Annotated in this window: 12 protein-coding genes and 1 pseudogene; 7 read left to right on the top strand and 6 right to left on the bottom strand. The window is 39.0% G+C overall.

The features are described from left to right. Positions 1-31: 31 nt before the first annotated feature. From NFU46_RS19425 to NFU46_RS19395, 7 genes are all read left to right on the top strand, one after another. On the top strand, positions 32-496 hold the full coding sequence (locus NFU46_RS19425) for a hypothetical protein (RefSeq protein WP_251604154.1): 465 nt from the start codon (positions 32-34) through the stop codon (positions 494-496). Then, a complete protein-coding gene (locus NFU46_RS19420) occupies positions 489-1568 on the top strand; it encodes a protein kinase domain-containing protein (protein ID WP_251604150.1) in 1080 nt (359 codons plus the stop codon). The genes NFU46_RS19425 and NFU46_RS19420 overlap by 8 nt, the downstream gene beginning before the upstream one ends. A gap of 1028 nt (positions 1569-2596) precedes the next feature. Further along, a complete protein-coding gene (locus tag NFU46_RS19415) occupies positions 2597-3505 on the top strand; it encodes a YafY family protein (protein ID WP_175078627.1) in 909 nt (302 codons plus the stop codon). Beyond that, on the top strand, positions 3495-4457 hold the full coding sequence (locus NFU46_RS19410) for a hypothetical protein (RefSeq protein WP_175078626.1): 963 nt from the start codon (positions 3495-3497) through the stop codon (positions 4455-4457). The genes NFU46_RS19415 and NFU46_RS19410 overlap by 11 nt, the downstream gene beginning before the upstream one ends. Before the next feature lie 10 nt (positions 4458-4467). Beyond that, positions 4468-4890: a TerB family tellurite resistance protein gene (locus tag NFU46_RS19405; protein ID WP_175078625.1), complete on the top strand. Its 423-nt coding sequence runs from the start codon at positions 4468-4470 to the stop codon at positions 4888-4890. After that, complete coding sequence (locus NFU46_RS19400; RefSeq protein ID WP_175078624.1) at positions 4877-5800, top strand: DNA repair protein; 924 nt, start codon at positions 4877-4879, stop codon at positions 5798-5800. Before NFU46_RS19405 ends, NFU46_RS19400 begins: the two co-directional genes overlap by 14 nt. 15 nt (positions 5801-5815) lie before the next feature. Further along, positions 5816-7582, top strand: coding sequence for a hypothetical protein (locus tag NFU46_RS19395; protein ID WP_175078623.1), 1767 nt, complete (start codon positions 5816-5818; stop codon positions 7580-7582). 441 nt (positions 7583-8023) lie between these two features. On the opposite strand, the gene NFU46_RS19390 is transcribed toward NFU46_RS19395, so the two are convergent. From NFU46_RS19390 to NFU46_RS19365, 6 genes and pseudogenes are all read right to left on the bottom strand, one after another. Next, positions 8024-11188: a type I restriction endonuclease subunit R gene (locus tag NFU46_RS19390; RefSeq protein WP_251604147.1), complete on the bottom strand. Its 3165-nt coding sequence runs from the start codon at positions 11186-11188 to the stop codon at positions 8024-8026. Next, positions 11185-12459, bottom strand: coding sequence for an FRG domain-containing protein (locus tag NFU46_RS19385; protein WP_251604144.1), 1275 nt, complete (start codon positions 12457-12459; stop codon positions 11185-11187). Before NFU46_RS19385 ends, NFU46_RS19390 begins: the two co-directional genes overlap by 4 nt. Continuing rightward, positions 12456-13913, bottom strand: a complete 1458-nt coding sequence (locus tag NFU46_RS19380) for a restriction endonuclease subunit S (protein ID WP_251604141.1) — start codon at positions 13911-13913, stop codon at positions 12456-12458. Before NFU46_RS19380 ends, NFU46_RS19385 begins: the two co-directional genes overlap by 4 nt. Further along, positions 13910-15649: a class I SAM-dependent DNA methyltransferase gene (locus NFU46_RS19375; protein WP_251604138.1), complete on the bottom strand. Its 1740-nt coding sequence runs from the start codon at positions 15647-15649 to the stop codon at positions 13910-13912. Before NFU46_RS19375 ends, NFU46_RS19380 begins: the two co-directional genes overlap by 4 nt. 14 nt (positions 15650-15663) lie before the next feature. Continuing rightward, positions 15664-16578: a restriction endonuclease gene (locus NFU46_RS19370; protein ID WP_251604135.1), complete on the bottom strand. Its 915-nt coding sequence runs from the start codon at positions 16576-16578 to the stop codon at positions 15664-15666. A gap of 9 nt (positions 16579-16587) precedes the next feature. Beyond that, positions 16588-16760 (bottom strand): annotated as a pseudogene (locus NFU46_RS19365) (helix-turn-helix domain-containing protein). Positions 16761-17056: the final 296 nt, after the last annotated feature.

The following is a 17056-nucleotide window of genomic DNA, read 5'->3' as shown; positions in this document are numbered from 1 at the left end:
TGGATTCTAAAATTACTTAGAACAGGGAAAAATGAACTATTTATACAGAGGTACAAGCCATTTTTTTGAAGATGGTATTTATCAAAATGAAAATTTAAATAGGCCTAGGCAGCCGAAAACTACGCCTAACTATATCCATACAGCTGCTGATACTTGGTTTAAAGAAAAATTAGGTATTTGCGCTAGAAGCCAAACCATATTTTGTACTCCATGTAGAGAGCATGCGGCAAGTCATTTCGAGGCTGGTGGCTCTCTTCTAGAGATAAGCTTAGAGGGGGAAAATAATGCGTTGATCTATTGTGCAGATGTAAACGATTTTTTGGATCTTATTCCGAAAGAAGCATTTGATAGGGATAGTGGCGTTAAGTTTGATATTGCGGAAAGGCTTGACGGTCTTAAGTACGAATTGGTGAAAAACGTCGATGAAATACCTTCTAACTTTACTGGAGAAGTTATGTTGTTTTGTGAGAAATATAAGGTCAAGAACGTTGGCTGATAATAACTATGAACTATTGTCGTCTTTAGGGTTACTCACAATTGACGGTTATGAATTTTTAGAATCTTTAGGAGGAGGCTCTGCGTTAAGCAGTGTTTACGTAAAAAGTAATAATAAAATTGTCGTTAAATTTCTAATTTCTCCAAGAAATAAAGTTGAGTTAGAGCGGTTTAAACTTGAGTATTCAGTACTCAAGGATAATAAGTTTAATATGGACTTTGGTGATAACCCATCAAGAGAGCCAAAGTACTTCAGAGGACCAGAAAGCAGCTACCCTCTTCCTAAGATAGCACTTGATTTGAAAGAGTATCATTCTGGCATGGTTTTTTGTTTTGGTTATAAATATGAAGAAGGGTCATTGTTGTCAGATATTTCAACAAAAGACTACTCAATTAAAGAAAAATATGAGTTTCTTCATCGAATTGCATCTGGTTTAAGTTACTTTAGTCAAACAGGATATACACATAGAGACCTTCACCCAAGTAATATTTTACTGTTAGATGACTTTGAGATGCCTAAGTATGACCGTGACAGAACCGAAAATGATCCAAGAGTTAAATTTTTAGATCTAGGTAATTGTCAATCCGATGACCTTGAAAATGCCTATATTTACGGCATTGAACGAGATGTTGATGAGCAGTTAGTTTTTCATGATAACAATAAGCGTTTATTGACTTCATTTGTTTCTATGCCTCCAGACTTTTTGGAACATGGTTCAGCGACAAAAAATTATGATACTTGGGCTTTTGGCATTTTTGCTTATAACGTGTTTTTTGGAGAAATGCCTTTTGAGTTAAACGACATAAAAGATGTAACTGAATTACGACAGCTATCAGGATTACCTTCCAACGTAAAAAGTAGACTAAATGAACTTGATGATGGGCCTCGGTTGATAATGCAGCACCTATTGTCGTGGAGAGGTGAAAATCGGCCTGAAATTCACAGCATTGTAAGGTTATTTAGTTGGCTGATATATAGAAGTGAAGAGTTTACTGATATTGCGTTTATCAAGAGGGTAATTCACGAACATGGTTTTGACCCATATCATGATCCAAGGGATGACTATTATTAGCAAAACTACTCACAAACTTTATTAAATTTTGAAGGGAAAGAGTCGATTCAGTTATGGGGATGTTCACAAACTATATTCGGTTTTCGTCTTTAAAAAGCTCTTATAAATCAAATACCCGATTCACAAACTTTATTAGAGTACGACAATTAAATTCAAATGCCAAAAAGCCGTTGCAGCAATGTAACGGCTTTTTTGTGTTTTGGAGAAAGTTAGCGAGGGGAAAGTTAGCGAGAGTAAAGGGGGAAGGGAGCTATCAGCTTGTAGGTTGGGTAGAGCGGAGCGAAACCCAACAAGTTAGCGAGTTGCGAGGGGAAAGATACGAGTTTCGAGGAACGAGTTGTAGGAGGCGTTTTAACGCTGAAAAAGAGTTATTAGATATCAGTGATTAGAAGTTAGATTAAGAATACAAGTTAGCGAGGGTAAAGGGGAAAGAGTAAAGGAGCTTTAAGCTATAAGTTTTGAGTCAGATTGTGCTTTCACACAACCAAGGCTAAACCCGATGCCGTAGGCGTGGAATTTATTTCGCGCGAAGAAGTTAGAGAAAAGTCAAATAGCAATACCTGACCCTATGTGTTTTCCTAGATACTTCGGTTTTACTGTTTAATAGCGAGCCTCCGCGTCATTATATGAACTCTATTCGCGGCCGCGAATTGATAAAGCAAGCAGTTAATAAACTAAAATATAGCTACATAGCGTAATAGACAATTTAACTTTAGATGCCCGAAGTGTAGATACTAATAGGTAAGAATTTCGAAATCTCACTTGTTGATAAATACTGTGAAGCATTAGGAGATTGAGGTAGGCAGAAATTATGCTTTGTACGAGGGGAGACTGGCAGTATTGTCTCGGATTAAATACCATGACTTATCTAGATTTCGTTTAAGAGTTTTCTGGTAATCATAAGGTATTAATTTTTAGTCTAAAATTTAGTGCAATTTCTTTAAAAGTTGTATATTGTTTTTGTAAGGACACAACCTGACCAGCCCAAAGGTTAGGATATACCCAAGGAATTAAGGGGAGTTTTGAACATGGCAGATACGAAGTTAGCCCAAAGGTTAGCCGAATTGTTGAGCATGTTGAATGCAGGGGAGTTACTAAGCCCTTCACATCTAAGCGTTTATTTTAATGTTTCAGCTCGTACTCTGAGAAGAGATATCTATGAGCGACTTTCTTTCCTTGATATTCAATGCACTCCAACAGGTGAGTGGTTTTTAGAAAGGTCATCACCGAGTAAGCTCAATCACAAAGCGATAGCCCTTTTTGCAGAGAAAAGTGGAGTTCGTGAACTTTTTCCTTTTTTTACCAATGAGCTATTAGATTCCTTAATTGGAAATTCTAAGGATGAAGTGTATTTAATTAAAACTAATGATTATGAGTATCATGACACTTCAGCGATTAGCACTAAATTTCAACAACTAGAAAGTGCAATAAGAAACAACAGGAGAATTAGCTTCTCTTATAAAGGGAAGAACTATTCAGATATAGAGCCATATAATTTAGTCCATTTTGACGGTTTTTGGTATTTGGCTGGAACGGATAGCGGTACTTTAAAGTCGTTTCACATCTCATTAATGAAAACAATTTGGCCTAATAATACTGGTCATTTCATTAAAGCTCCCAACATACAAACAAAAATAAAAACCTCTAAAACGATTTGGTTTGGTGGAGAGCAAGTAAAGGTCTTACTTAGCGCTTCTGCCGAAGTGGCTCATTATCTTCTTCGGAAAAAGTCATTCCCAAATCAGCATTTAGAATCAACATCTTCTAATGGAAGTATTTTTTTCTCAGTAATTGTAGCGAATCAAAAGCAGTTATTTCCTCTTATTATGAAATGGCTTCCACACGTACAGATCATCGAGCCTATAGACTTAAGGCATAAACTCAACAACCAACTTTTAAACTACTTGAATAATCAAAAGGATATTTATGGACATTAATCTTAATTTAGTTTTTTTTGCGACTTTAGGAGTTGCCTTAATTTGTATTTTGTCAACTTACATAATACATAGTCGAATTTTAAAGTCAGAGGAAGCAACTGCAAAAAAAGTTGATGAGTCAACAAATCAACTCAGAGATGGCCTTCAAGAGCTAACGGATTTGGTTAAAGAAAAGTTAGTTGCTCTTGAGCAGAGCTCTGTTGATAGTAGTAATGCACAAAAGCAAGTTACAAGAGAAAAAGCTACAGAACTTGAAAATCTCATTACTCGTTTTCATTCTGATTTGACGACAGCACAGAAAGAACAAGTGGGTATGGTTGTTGAGTCAGCGCAGCGAACTGAAGCTTTGATTAAAGACACTAAGTCTGAAATGACACAAGAATTGAATAGAGGCTTTGAAACTTCATTGAAATGTGAAGAGCAAAATCAAAGTACTCTTTTAAGTAATTTAAATAATGTAGAGACGAGTATTACTAAATTATTGAGTGAACAAACTAAAGAACAACGCAAAATAGCATTTGATACGAACCAAAAACAGCTATCGAACTTCGAAAATTTAAGTTCAATTTTGCAATCTATACGAGTAGATAACCTTATTGAGTTAACAAATGAGTTAGCAAAGCATAAAGACTTAACTGTTGAATCAGAAGATTTTGTAAAAAAATTAGGTGATTGCAAGGTATTGACTATTGAGGATAAATTCACTGGTCAAATTACAAATGTTTTTTATGAAAATGGAATAAAAAGAAGTACGGATACATTTTCTGGCGAGCACTTAAAGTATCAAATGTATTTTGATGATGCCGGAAAACCTCAAAAAGGTGTTGAGTTTGATCTCGATGGAAACGTTATATTTGAATATTTATACGATGGTGCTGGAGAAGTGCAATCTAGAGTCGAGCACGTTCGTAACGAGCACGGTACTGTCGAAAAAGTAGAAAAAAGCTATTAGGAGTATTTGAGTGTATTTATCTGAATTAAACATTGGTGAGAAGAAAAACTTTTTAGAGCTAGCCAAATTTTCAATGGGCTTAAATGGGGAGCATAAAGAGGAGGAACAAGAAGTTTTTGCTTCGTTCCTTAATGAGTGTGATTTAAGTGGTTTTAAGGTTCAGAAACAAGACAATATTGATTCTGTAATTAAAGTACTTGGTAAATCGTCTATAAAATCGAAAAGAATAATCATTATTGAACTATTCGGTATCCTTTTAGCGGATGGTGATTTCTGCGAAGAAGAAGAAAAATTTATGGCTAAGTTAGCTAATACTTTTGAAATCGAGGCGTATGAATATAAGCGCTATCAACGATGGGTTGAAGCGATGAATGATATTGTTAGTGAGGGCTATAACCTGATTTTTAAGGGAGAAGAAAATGGGGTGGCTTAGTAGAGCGAAAAGTTGGGTTGCAAGTAAATGTAATTCTCTAAAAAGTACTGCATCTAGCATAGTAGATAAAGTTAAAGAAACCTGCTCAAAGGTTTGGAATGCATTCACTGGTAAGCATTATACTGACGAAGCTGAAGCAATCCATGATGAAATTAATGAACGATATGATAAAGCGAGAGCTAATTATCAAGAGGCTGTTCAACAGATTAGCCAAGAAATACAAGAAAAAGTCTCAAAAATTAATTTAAATAAAAAAGAAATTTATGAAAAGCAATTTGAACGCTTTAAATCTATTGCTAATCGTATTCACAATGTAACGGTAAAAGGCTTACCTTTCGAAGACTTTTTTGACGGCTCAATCTATGAGTTAAATAAGAACCAAGAGATCAGAAGTAAAGAGAATTTGATTCTAATTGATTTCGATCAAATGGGTTTTTTAGAGACTGCTGGAATGATTTTAACTTTGGGCTTTTTTTCAAGAAAAAAGGCAAAAGAATCACTTGAGCGAGTCAAACAAGAGCGCGAGAGAGTATTTGAAGAAATCGAAAAAATGAAAGCTCAACAAACAAAGTTAGAAGTTGTATCTGAATCAATTGATAACGTAGTTAATTATTTTGAACAACTTATTAAAAACTACTCATCTTTATTAGATCGTTTTGAGTTTGGGATCCAGTCTCAACGTGTAAAACAGTCGTCTGATGCTAGTAACGTTTTTAGTTTGAAATTAGATTTTAAATTACTACCTATTGTACATTTAGAAGAGTTCCAAGCATTGTTTAATTTATCGATAGTTCTAAAACAAATGGCTAATTTAGGGTACTTAAGTTCAGAAGGCGAGGTGATCGTCAAGGATGTTGAAGCTTCTGAATTGTTATTTCAAAAAGTAACAGAAGCTAAATTGTCTGCTTAATTTAAAAGGGAAATTATGAGTAATAGCACTAAAAAATATGAGCAAATAAGTCTCTCTAGTGAAGATGTTGCATCAAAACTAAATGGAGCCTCTCCGTTACAAGCCAGTCGTATTTTGATTGATATGGAGTTATTTGAACAGCGCTCATCATTAGACGTTATAGATAATGTATACAAGGACTTTGAATCAAATCAGAATGTAGTAGATGAGTTAGTTACTCCTTTAGGGTTAAGTGTACTTGATAGTGTTATTACTCACAAAGATCTAAAGCTGGATAGAACGGGGCTAACTGCTTCTAGACTTTGGGAAGATATTAATTGCTTTGAATATAAAAATATTCACGCAAGTAGCCATGCATTAAGCACTAAACAACAACTTAAAGGGAGTCGAAAAGTTACACCGGGCAAACGTGGTAATGTACAGAAACATAAATTAGAAGCTCATAAAGTAAAAAATACAAGAAGAGATGGAACTATAAAAAATGACTTGGATGGCAAGAAGTTATATCGTCAAGGACAAGGTTCTTCTACTTTAAATACTGTAAATACTGAGCATTTACAATCATCAGAAAGCTTTCATCGCCAATTTGGTGGAAATATACTTTTAACAAAGGAAAATGGTAAAACGATTGTTAATAGCGACGAGAATTTAGCTAGTATTTCTGAACGTCAAAATAAGATGAAGCTTGATGGAACATTTGCAAATATCAAAGAAAAAAAGGAACAATTATTATCAAAAAAGAAAACAACTAAATTGTCAAAAAGCGAACAAGAGCAGTTAGATCGTATTAATGAGTCCTTTACTGGGAGTAGCCTTGAAGCAGGTGTTGCTATGGAAAAAGAGGCTGCTAAGAGCAATTTTAAAGCAGCTCAAGATGCTGCATTTAATAATATAAAAGATAATACAGCTGAAATTGCTACGCAAGCTTCAACAAAAGCAGGTGAGCAAACAGGCCATCAAGCACTCGGACATGCTGTATTATTGATGTTAAAACCGATTTTTTATGAATTCAATGACTCTTTTAAAAACGGGATTGATGCAGGCGTTGGTGAAGATTCCGCTCTTGAAGGTTTAAAAGTTAGACTTAAACGAGTTATGCAGTATATACGTACGGAAATAGTTCCTACCTTAACAAAAGCACTAAAAGATTTTTTTGATAATTTTTGCAAGGTTATAATAGATAGTATTATTGGCTTAGCTACTGGTATTTTTAAATCAATATTGACTATATTGATAGAAGGTTTTTCGGCTTTAGTTGGAGCATTAAAAATATTAAGCAAATCATCTAATGAAATGAGTGGAGCTCAGAAAGCTGATGCTATTTTGAAGCTTTTCTCTGCTACAGTAGTGACGTTTGTAGTGTTTTACTTTGAGTCGTCAATCCTTCCTGCTATTCCAATTCCATTTTTGCAGGATATAGCTTTGGCATTACTATCTGGTATAGCTTCCTCATTGGTTGTATATGTACTAGATAAAGCTGATATCTTCTCTACTAAATCAGAACTACGAACAAAACGCATTAAAGAGATTTTTGAAATGCGAGTTCAGCAAATCAAAGAAAATACAGATGCTTTTGAAACCGCTAGTTTACAAAAGCTTGCTGAAGACAAACTTAGATTTAAGGCTTTATCTGATAGCTTGAGTCAATCAATTCAAGATAAGAAAGACCCTAATGACGCTGTATTAAAAATAGCTGATTTTTTGAAGGTTGAATTATCAGTAAAATCTACAGATGATTTTTTAAATATGTTGAAAACACAGGATTCCTTGGAAATAGCTTAGTTTAGTGTTTTGATTCCCAAACTATAATAACTACCATGTGATTGGGGGTATTAAATTGTATAAATATTCCCAATCTAAAACTAAAAACTCTGCTATGAAAAATGTGGTCTAAAAAACTGCATTTTCCCAAACTATAACAACTCTGATCATGATTAAACTCAAATGCCAAAAAGCCGTTGCAGCAATGTAACGGCTTTTTTGTTGGAGAATGTTAGCGAGAGTAAAGGGGAAAGTTGCGAGGAACGAGTTGTAGGAGGTGTTTTAACGCCGAAAAAAGAGTTATTAGATATTAGTCGTTAGAAGGCAGATTAAAAATGTAGATCTCGAATAAAGAATGCAACTATCGGAATTAAGTTTGCAACTCAAATAAAGTTTGCAACCGATAGTTGAATTCTGAGGCCAGTAAAATAAAAAAGCGAACCAGAGATGGTTCGCTTTTGTTTATTTAGTCCATGAATTCGATAGCTTTTCAGCTTGTTCTAAAACGAGCTCTACGGCCTCAACAGCTTTATCAGGTGGATATTTGTAACGCTGCAATGTACGCCGCACGAGTATTTTTAATTTAGCTCGAACACTGTCACGAACTTGCCAGTCAACCGTGGTCGATTTTCTGAGTTTGTCAGTAATTTCGACGGCAATTTTTTTAAGGATTTCATCTCCAAGTTCACGTACAGCGCTTTCATTGTTGGCTAGGGCATCATAAAACGCGATTTCATCTGGATTTAACCCCAGTTCAGCCTCGCGCATCATTTCTTCCTGAAACTCTTTCGCCATTTGAATCAGTTCTTCTATAACCTGAGCCGTTTCAATGGCGCGGTTATTGTACTTTCTAAGCGTTTCTTGCAAGCGGTCTGCGAACTTCTTCTCCTGCACCACATTATTACGTGTTTTCGCTTTAATGTCGTCCTTGAGTAGTTTCTCAAGTAACTCAATAGCAAGGTTGCGCTCTGGCATTTGTCGTACGTCTTCTAAAAACTCGTCCGATAGTAAGCCAATATTGGGTTTATCTAAGCCACAAAGTGCGAACACGTCAGCAACACCTTCAGCGATCACTGCGTTATCTAGAATCTGTTTCAGTGCAGAGTTCTTTTCTTCCTGAGTGCGCTTTTTATCTACGCTAGTAAATTTGCTGATAGCGGCCTTAATGGCTGAGTAAAAGGCGATTTCTTTCCTTAACTCTTTAGCCTCATCCAATGTGCTGCATAGTGAGTAGGACTTTGTCGCCGCCAACACTAAATCTAAGAAACGCTTTTTACCATCCTCTAGGCCGAGAATATAGTTGGCGGCAGGCACCAATAGTTTATGCGCTTGTGTTTCATAGCCCGATATGTCTAACCCATCAGACTTTGGTGTTTTACCGAACATGCCACGGATAGCATCAATTTTTTCTAAAAGAATAGAAAACGCTTCTTCTGCATTGAGTGTTGGCTCGCCTTTACCTTTAGAGTCTGTATAGGTTTTTAATGCTTGCTTAAGTTCATTGGCTATACCGATGTAATCAACAACTAGACCGCCTGGCTTATTTTTGAACACGCGGTTAACCCGAGCAATTGCCTGCATCAGGTTATGGCCTTTCATCGGCTTATCGATATACATGGTGTGACAACAAGGCGCATCAAACCCGGTTAGCCACATATCCCTTACAATGACGAGTTTCAGTGGATCGTTAATATCTTTAAAGCGCTTTTCTAAGCGTTTTTTCGTTTGTTTATTATAGATATGAGGTTGCAGAAGTGGCTTGTCCGAAGCCGACCCAGTCATAACAATCTTAATGGCCCCTTTTTCCGGGTCATCCGAATGCCATTCTGGGCGCAGTGCAACAATTTCATTATAGAGATGCGCACAAATATCACGGCTCATGGCAACGATCATGGCTTTACCATCCATGGTGGCATTGCGCGTTTCAAAGTGCTCGATCAAGTCAGCCGCAACTTGGCTTAATCTGGGTGTAGCACCAACCAGCTTTTCAAGTCGGCTCCATTCCCCTTTGGTTTTTTCACGGTTGCTGACGTCCTCTTCGTCCTCGACCACTTCATCAACTTGATCTGACAACTCAGCAATATCAGCGTGGTTCAAATCAAGCTTTGCCAAGCGTGACTCGTAATAAATAGGAACAGTTGCGCCATCATCTACAGCATCTTGAATGTCGTAGATGGACACATACCCACCAAATACAGCGCGGGTGTCTTTGTCTTCTTGTGAAATGGGTGTACCAGTAAAGCCTATAAAAGAAGCAAACGGCAGCGCATCGCGCATATGCTTGGCGTAACCAAACTTATATTGGCCATCGGCACTCAGCGTCGCTTTAAGACCATACTGGCTGCGGTGTGCTTCATCCGAGATAACAACAATATTGTGTCGGTCATTGAGTATTGGATGATGTTTTTCGTCGTCAAGCAGGGCAAACTTTTGTACTGTGGTAAAAATGATACCGCCGGACTCTCTTTCAGCTAATAGCTGCCTTAATGCATCTCGGTCAGATGCTTGAACAGGTGTTTGCTTTAAAAGCTCTACTGCGTTGCAGAACGTGGCATAGAGCTGCCCATCTAGATCATTGCGGTCGGTAACAACAATCAACGTTGGGTTATTCATGGCCTTTTGCTGAAGCAACATACCAGCATAGCAACACATTGAAATACTTTTTCCGCTGCCTTGTGTATGCCAAACCACACCGGCTTTTTTACTACCAGGTACAACCTCATCAGCATAGGTTGCCCGCTTCTCGCTTATACCATCGATTTGCTGCGCCGCAATAACCGTGGCCTTTACCGCTTCACGCACGGCATGAAACTGGTGATAACCAGCAATCTTTTTAATGATTGTCTCACCGTCTGTTTCGAACAATACAAAAAATCGTATGTAATCCAGCAGCAACTCACGATCAAAAAAACCGCGAACCATGGTTTCTAGCTGCCACTCCAGTAGCGGTTTATCGTTTTCATTCTTAATAGTGCGCCAAGGCATAAAACGCTCTTGGTTAGCAGTTAGAGAGCCTACCCGAGCGGTGTAACCATCACTGACGACTAACGCCTCATTGAAGATGAAAAGGTCTGAGACTTCATCTTTATAGGTTTGAAGCTGATTAAAGGCATCCCAAATATCGGCGTTTTCATCGCTTGGGCTTTTCAGCTCAAGCACAGCAATCGGTAAGCCATTAATAAAGCAAATCACATCAGGCCTACGTGGCTGTTTAGTGCCAGTAATCGTGAACTGATTGACGACTGAAAAGGTGTTGTTGTTTAGTTTATCGAAATCAATGATAAACGCATGGTCTGCAATTGGTTCACCATCGTCTTTTTTGTATTCAACCGGCACACCTTCCAATAACAACCGATGAAATGCGCGGTTGTTGGTGATTAAATCCAAACTTTCAGGTTTTAAAACAATCGCTTTAAACTGCTCGTAGCAATGCTCAACCTGTGCAGTAGGAAGGTGTTTATTGATCGTTTCAAATGCGGCTCTAAGTTGACCATCCAATACCGCTTGCGCGTAATCATTACGAAGTGGGTTGTCGCTATCTGGGGCAATATCAGGGCCATGCAAAACATCCCAACCACCTTCTTGGAACCAGCTTAAGCAGAGGTTTTCTAATTGCTCTTCATTCATTGGTCAATCCCTCCACCAACTACATCTAAAATATTTTCAACGATGGTATCTCTCGCATTCACGGGGTAACCATATTTGCGCAATAACACTCGGGTAGTATTTTTCATTTCAGCTTGCACAGTTTCACGAGCTTGCCAGTCCACAACCATGGATTTTGATAAATACTTATTCAACTCATCGGCAATTAACTGAATACGGTTAGGCTCCACTTCTTGGCTTTCGGGCGTGGATTTCAGTAACTCGAGAATGGAACCAACATTTTGACTCAGTGGCAGTGTCGCTTGCGCTGGTTGTTCAGTGTCTTCAGTTGCAGATTCATGTGCAGGCTCAGCGTACTGTTTCTGCAAGGCCTTATCACGTTCAATCTCCGCCATAAATATATTGCAATAGTCCGCTGCGCCAATTAAATCCGGAAATAAGCTAGCGTGATGAACATTCATACGCCTAAGGTGTTTTAAGCACTCTTGCTGTTCTTCGTTTTTGATATACACCTTGCAAATATACGGAGCAATATGAAAGGCTTCTTGTTTGCTCAGTTTCCTTTCGTCTACTTCTTTATTTTCACCTTCACCAGAATAGCTTGATTGAATATTTTCTAGTTCACTTGCTAGGTAATCTGTTAACTTGTTTTCAATCGTGGCGTCATAAGGCGAAAAAGTAAAAAGCCCGGCTTGGCTAACCAAGCGGCCGTGATCGTCTTTTTTCGGCTCAAATACGCGAATATCAGGGCAAAGCTCATCATCCGATATAAAGCTTTTATTTAAGATATACACAGCACGGTAAGGATTGTCTTTTTCGTCTGTTTGATCCTCTTTGGCGAAAGCAAAAAACAAAGCTACATAAGGTGAGTAAGTCCAATCGAGCAACGGCGTCATTAAACCGTGATGCTGACCGATTGACCATAGTTCATCATGCTCACGTTCATTTTCATCATCGAGCAATGAGTGGTCTGCAATACGACCTCTAATGGCCTTACGGAACATGTCTAGCTGCTGTTTAGCAACCTCCTCTGTTACAATGCCATTTTCTGTAACACGCGCGAGTGTTGGCGTCATTTCCCAATCAAAGCGGCGGTGACCGCGAAAAATAGATTGCTCGTCAACACGATTAAAAAACGGGCTTTCCAGCAAAGAAGAAAAGTCGCGCCAATGCTCGATTCTGGTTACTGGGATACGACCACTTACGTGGTCAGCCGTAATTTCGAAACTTTGGCTTGGATTTTCACTATTCCAGAGGGGGATTTCATCCCAATAAGCAGTTGACGTTGTCATGCAATAACCTCACTTGTTAAATCGATTTCGCCGGAAAGCAATTTAGGAAGTAGGGTGTCACGTAGGTCTTCAAGAACTGTATTTTGTGCATTATTTTTCGCTGCCATATCGACTAGATTACTAGCTACAGCACTGTACTTTTCTAGAAGTTCTAGTGGTGGGGTCAAAATCTTGACCTTTCGAAGCTCAGCTTGCTTAATGCCTAATGCAGTTGTACCAGAAGCTCGACCTTCCATATCTGCCTTTGCTTTTGTTGTTTGGAGCCAGTTAAACAAATATTCTGGACTACAAACATCACTGTTAGCTCTGAGACCGTATAGTCTTTGGCTTAAGCAAAAATCTTCTGAGCCATCAAAGAAGTATAGTTCGCCCATAGGCGCTTCAGAAGTCATGATGATGTCACCTTTGATAAGCGGCTCTTTCATCCATTTCTTGTATGTAGCTTCATCGATAAAACGAATTGTGTCTGGGCGAACAATCTTTTTGGATTTAATGTTTTTTGCAGATATCGCTGGGTAACCTTTCTCAACCCAATCACTACCTAACTTCTTAGGTGTTTTGCCACGATGATCGATAATCATAGATGTGTGGCTGTCCAGTGTTCCGACTTTCCACCCTTCAGGAATCAATCCCAACTCAGACTCAACGAGCTTTTCGGGGAATAGCGAGGCAGCCTCAGCTAGCTTTCTAAATGCCTCGGGGTTACTGGCATTTAAACTGTTCAGTTCATCAAGAGTTTTGGTAGAAATCACACGCATGGCAGCGAGCTCTGCATCATCAGCGCTACCACCCGTTGCCAAAGTTTCAATCTTGGCTTTGACGGGATCAAAATCGACAAACCAGCTTTTGAATAGAGCTTGAGCGATTTGCTCTAGGGTTTGGTTGGTTTGAGTGTTGAGCTCGATCTTTTCTGTTAACCCGCTGAAAATAAGTCCTATTTTTTTGCGTTCTTCTTTAGGAGGCCAAGGTAAAGGAATTTTCCGTATATTTTTCATCGGAACTGTTGGCTGACCACTTCCGACCTTAAAGCTATCAAGCAAGTTAGCAAAAACTTTACTTCTTAAGTAAACATATAGGAAATAGGCATCATCATCTTCATTGGCTCTGAGTCGACAAACATTTGGAGCTAAGTGATATGTGTCATTGTTGTCTATCAATGCAGTATCACCTAATTTTGATCCCGTATAAGTTAGTAGCAAGTCATTTTGAAACAGTTTTGAACGAGGAAGCTCCTCAGAAACGGTTCTTGCAATTCGTTTTACATTGGAAAGATCAAGTTGACCATCCACCACATTCAGAGAGCGCAATGCAATAATTTCACCGTCTTCGATATATTTTATATGTTTGGTGAACTCATAACCCGCCAGCTTTGTAACATCTGCGACATCACCTAATTCAGCTACTTCCCAATGTGTAGGTATATTCCCTAAATCTGGATGAGATTGCATTTTCATATGGTATACCCTAACTCAGCCAGATTATCCTTAATCGCCTTTTCTAATCGGTCTGACTCTTCAAACTGGGATTTTAATTGCGCGGTTAATCGCTGCATTTTTTCTGCAAATGGTTCACTATCTTCCTCTGCCTCAGTTGCACCGACATATCGCCCGGGCGTTAGTACATAATCATGCTTTTGCATGTCTTCTAGTTTGGCGCTAAAGCAAAAGCCTTTTTCGTCCTGATAGTCAGTACCCGTTTGCCAAGCGTGAAAAACATCGGCTATTTTGGCAATATCATCATTAGTAAAATCGCGCAGAACGCGGTCTTTCATAAAACCGAGGTTACGCGCATCAATAAACAGGGTTTCACCACGGCGATCACGTTTGCCTTTCTGTGTTGGCGACGTACCGCCTTTTTTGTTTTTGGTTAAAAACCAAATACAGGCAGGAATTTGCGTATTTGTGAATAGCTGCCCAGGTAAAGCCACCATACATTCGACAAGATCAGCCTCGATAAGCGCTTTACGGATCTCGCCTTCGTTGTTGGTATTGGAACTCATAGAACCATTAGCGAGTAGTAAGCCCATTGAGCCGTTATCGTTAAGGTGGTGCAGCATGTGTTGTATCCAGCCGTAGTTGGCATTACCTTGCGGCGGTGTGCCATATTTCCAGCGGATATCACCCTCTAATTTAGCGTGCCACCAGTCTTTGATATTAAACGGCGGGTTGGCCATCACAAAGTCAGCACGCAGGTCGGGGTGTTGATCATCTAAGAAGGTATCGGCATTCTTTTTACCAAAGTTAAAGTCGATTCCGCGAATGGCCATATTCATGGCGGCTAGCTTCCAAGTCGTCGGGTTGCTTTCTTGGCCATAAACAGAAATATGTTTGCGCTGCTCTGCTGCGTTGTAATGTTTATCAGCGGCATGAGCTTCGATGAACTTATCATTGCTCACAAAGAAGCCTCCGGCCCCCATTGCCGGATCATAGACTCGGCCTTGATAAGGCTGGAGCATTTCAACGATCAGTGTAACTATGCTTTTTGGGGTGTAATACTGACCACCTTGTTTACCTTCTGCTAAGGCGAATTGCCCTAGGAAGTATTCATAAACGTGGCCCAAAATATCTTTGCTGTGTAAATCGAGTTTTTGGCCGTTGTATTCAGGATTGCGGAAGCTGGTGTCAGAGAATTTATTGATAAGTTCAATTAAGTTATGGTTGTCGACTTCGTATCTTGAAATGTCAGGCAATACGTTTTTTAGTTTTTCGTTTGCCAGCTTACCATCAATTTTGTACGTTTCGATGGCGTCGAGCGCATTGTCGAGTAGCTTGGAAATTGACGTAAGCTTAAAGCTTTGACCATTTTCGAGCTCAACCTCTGAACCCATTGGTAAAGCTGCTGTACTTTTTAAAAATCCCCAACGAGATTGCTTTGGCACCCAGAATACGTTTTTTTCTTGGTAGTATTCGTGCAGCTCTAACTCTGAGTTTACTGCTTCGTTGTATTCTTCGTCCGAGTCATAATCTTCACGAGGCATGTAATAAATATTGTCATCGCTATCGTCCTGAGTAAACAACTGCCTTAACTCTTGTTGGCGCTCCTCGAAAGCATCAGATACATATTTCAAAAAAATGATACCTAGTACAACATGCTTATAGTTAGCGGCATCAAGGTTATTACGCAATTTATCAGCTGCTGACCAAAGTTTAATGTCTAGTTCTTTTAAAAATTGCTGTTCTGCATTATTCATGTGTGGTCTCGTTATTAATTCTCAAAAAATTCTTCGTCTATTTTCTTCAGGTGCAATACCTGCTCGTCTCGACTGCCGATGTTGTATCGCAGCATGAGCTTGGCTAATTCAGTGCCATTGATAAGTACAATGCGAGTACCTAAGTTTTGTGCTGTTTCGATAGCTGATGTGGTGAAATCCGAGGTAGTAATAAAAATACCTTTCTGCGCTTTTTTAAGATTTAGCGCTCCAAAGAAGTCTCGGATGTCACCAGCACTTACGTTATTGCCTTCGGCATAACGTTTGGCTTGGATATAGATTTGATCAACTCCTAGTGGATCTTGGTCAATTACTCCATCTACACCATTGTCACCGGTTTTACCAAGTGCGTGAGCAGCACCTTCGCCTGTACCGCCATATCCCATGGCGACTAGAAGCTCAATTAATAGGTCTTCAAAAAAAGCTGGGGTGACTTTACGGGTTCTATCGATGATATCTTGAGCAAGTGCATCGTTAATCTTTTTGTAGGCAGCTCTTAGCGCTTCATCAGGGGTAATGTCTTTGTCTGACTCTACATCAATGCTAGGGGCATCTGATTCATTTGTCTTTTGCTTAAATGCGACAAATTCATCAAATTGCTTTAGATAGTCATTGTCTATTTCAACGCTGGGATCTTGCAAAGCGGATATACCACGAGCGGTGATCACAAAATGTGCTCGTCGTGTGGTTTCAAGCAAGCCTGCTTTAGTTAGGTAAGTCCTAGCCCAACCAACACGGTTATCAAGAATTGATTGTTTGCCGCTTGGCAGTGTCTCTTCACGTTCAGCTTCAGATAGACAGAACTTATCAGCTAACTGATTTATCACATCGCGTAACCTAACTTCTTTGCCATCAGCTTGATGAGCAATTTCGAGAAAGGGTCGCATGAATTCTTGATAACTAGGGATCATAAAACGTCCTTATTTTTGTTTTTGTTCTTCAATCCACTTTTCTAAATCGGTCCGCTTAAAGCGCCAACTTCCGCCTACTTTAAAACCAGGAAGTTTGCCTTCACTTGCAAGTCTATATGCCGTCTTTAATTTAGCTTTAGGTAGGTGGCGATCTCTTGAATGGTCAAACTATCATCGACCACGTTTAATCTCTGTATTTGAACAAATTGATAGTATGAGAAAATGGAGCCGTAAGCAATTGATCGCGACTGATCTTAATCGGCTTTTTTGCTGGTTTTATGATTTATGAAATAGGAATTAGCTCTTTCTTTTGTATACCAACCCATAACCAACACTATGCTGCTAGCACCTAGCACCTAGTACTTCATCACACAAGTTCTGACTAGTTGAGGGCACCATAAGCCCTCTCAAGTTTTTCACGAGCTGATTCAACATTAAATAGCCAGTTTATACTTGTTCTTTCTTTATTCCTGCTCCA

Source organism: Pseudoalteromonas sp. NCCP-2140 (assembly GCF_023708065.1).
Lineage (GTDB): Bacteria > Pseudomonadota > Gammaproteobacteria > Enterobacterales > Alteromonadaceae > Pseudoalteromonas.
This window is presented reverse-complemented; position numbering and strand designations above follow the sequence as displayed.

Bases quoted from the DNA above. Each gene is read 5' to 3' on its own strand.
- NFU46_RS19425 (WP_251604154.1), top strand. From the start codon at position 32: ATGAACTATTTATACAGAGGTACAAGCCATTTTTTTGAAGATGGTATT.
- NFU46_RS19415 (WP_175078627.1), top strand. From the start codon at position 2,597: ATGGCAGATACGAAGTTAGCCCAAAGGTTAGCCGAATTGTTGAGCATG.
- NFU46_RS19410 (WP_175078626.1), top strand. From the start codon at position 3,495: ATGGACATTAATCTTAATTTAGTTTTTTTTGCGACTTTAGGAGTTGCC.
- NFU46_RS19400 (WP_175078624.1), top strand. From the start codon at position 4,877: ATGGGGTGGCTTAGTAGAGCGAAAAGTTGGGTTGCAAGTAAATGTAAT.
- NFU46_RS19395 (WP_175078623.1), top strand. From the start codon at position 5,816: ATGAGTAATAGCACTAAAAAATATGAGCAAATAAGTCTCTCTAGTGAA.
- NFU46_RS19390 (WP_251604147.1), bottom strand. From the start codon at position 11,188: ATGAATGAAGAGCAATTAGAAAACCTCTGCTTAAGCTGGTTCCAAGAA.
- NFU46_RS19385 (WP_251604144.1), bottom strand. From the start codon at position 12,459: ATGACAACGTCAACTGCTTATTGGGATGAAATCCCCCTCTGGAATAGT.
- NFU46_RS19380 (WP_251604141.1), bottom strand. From the start codon at position 13,913: ATGAAAATGCAATCTCATCCAGATTTAGGGAATATACCTACACATTGG.
- NFU46_RS19375 (WP_251604138.1), bottom strand. From the start codon at position 15,649: ATGAATAATGCAGAACAGCAATTTTTAAAAGAACTAGACATTAAACTT.
- NFU46_RS19370 (WP_251604135.1), bottom strand. From the start codon at position 16,578: ATGATCCCTAGTTATCAAGAATTCATGCGACCCTTTCTCGAAATTGCT.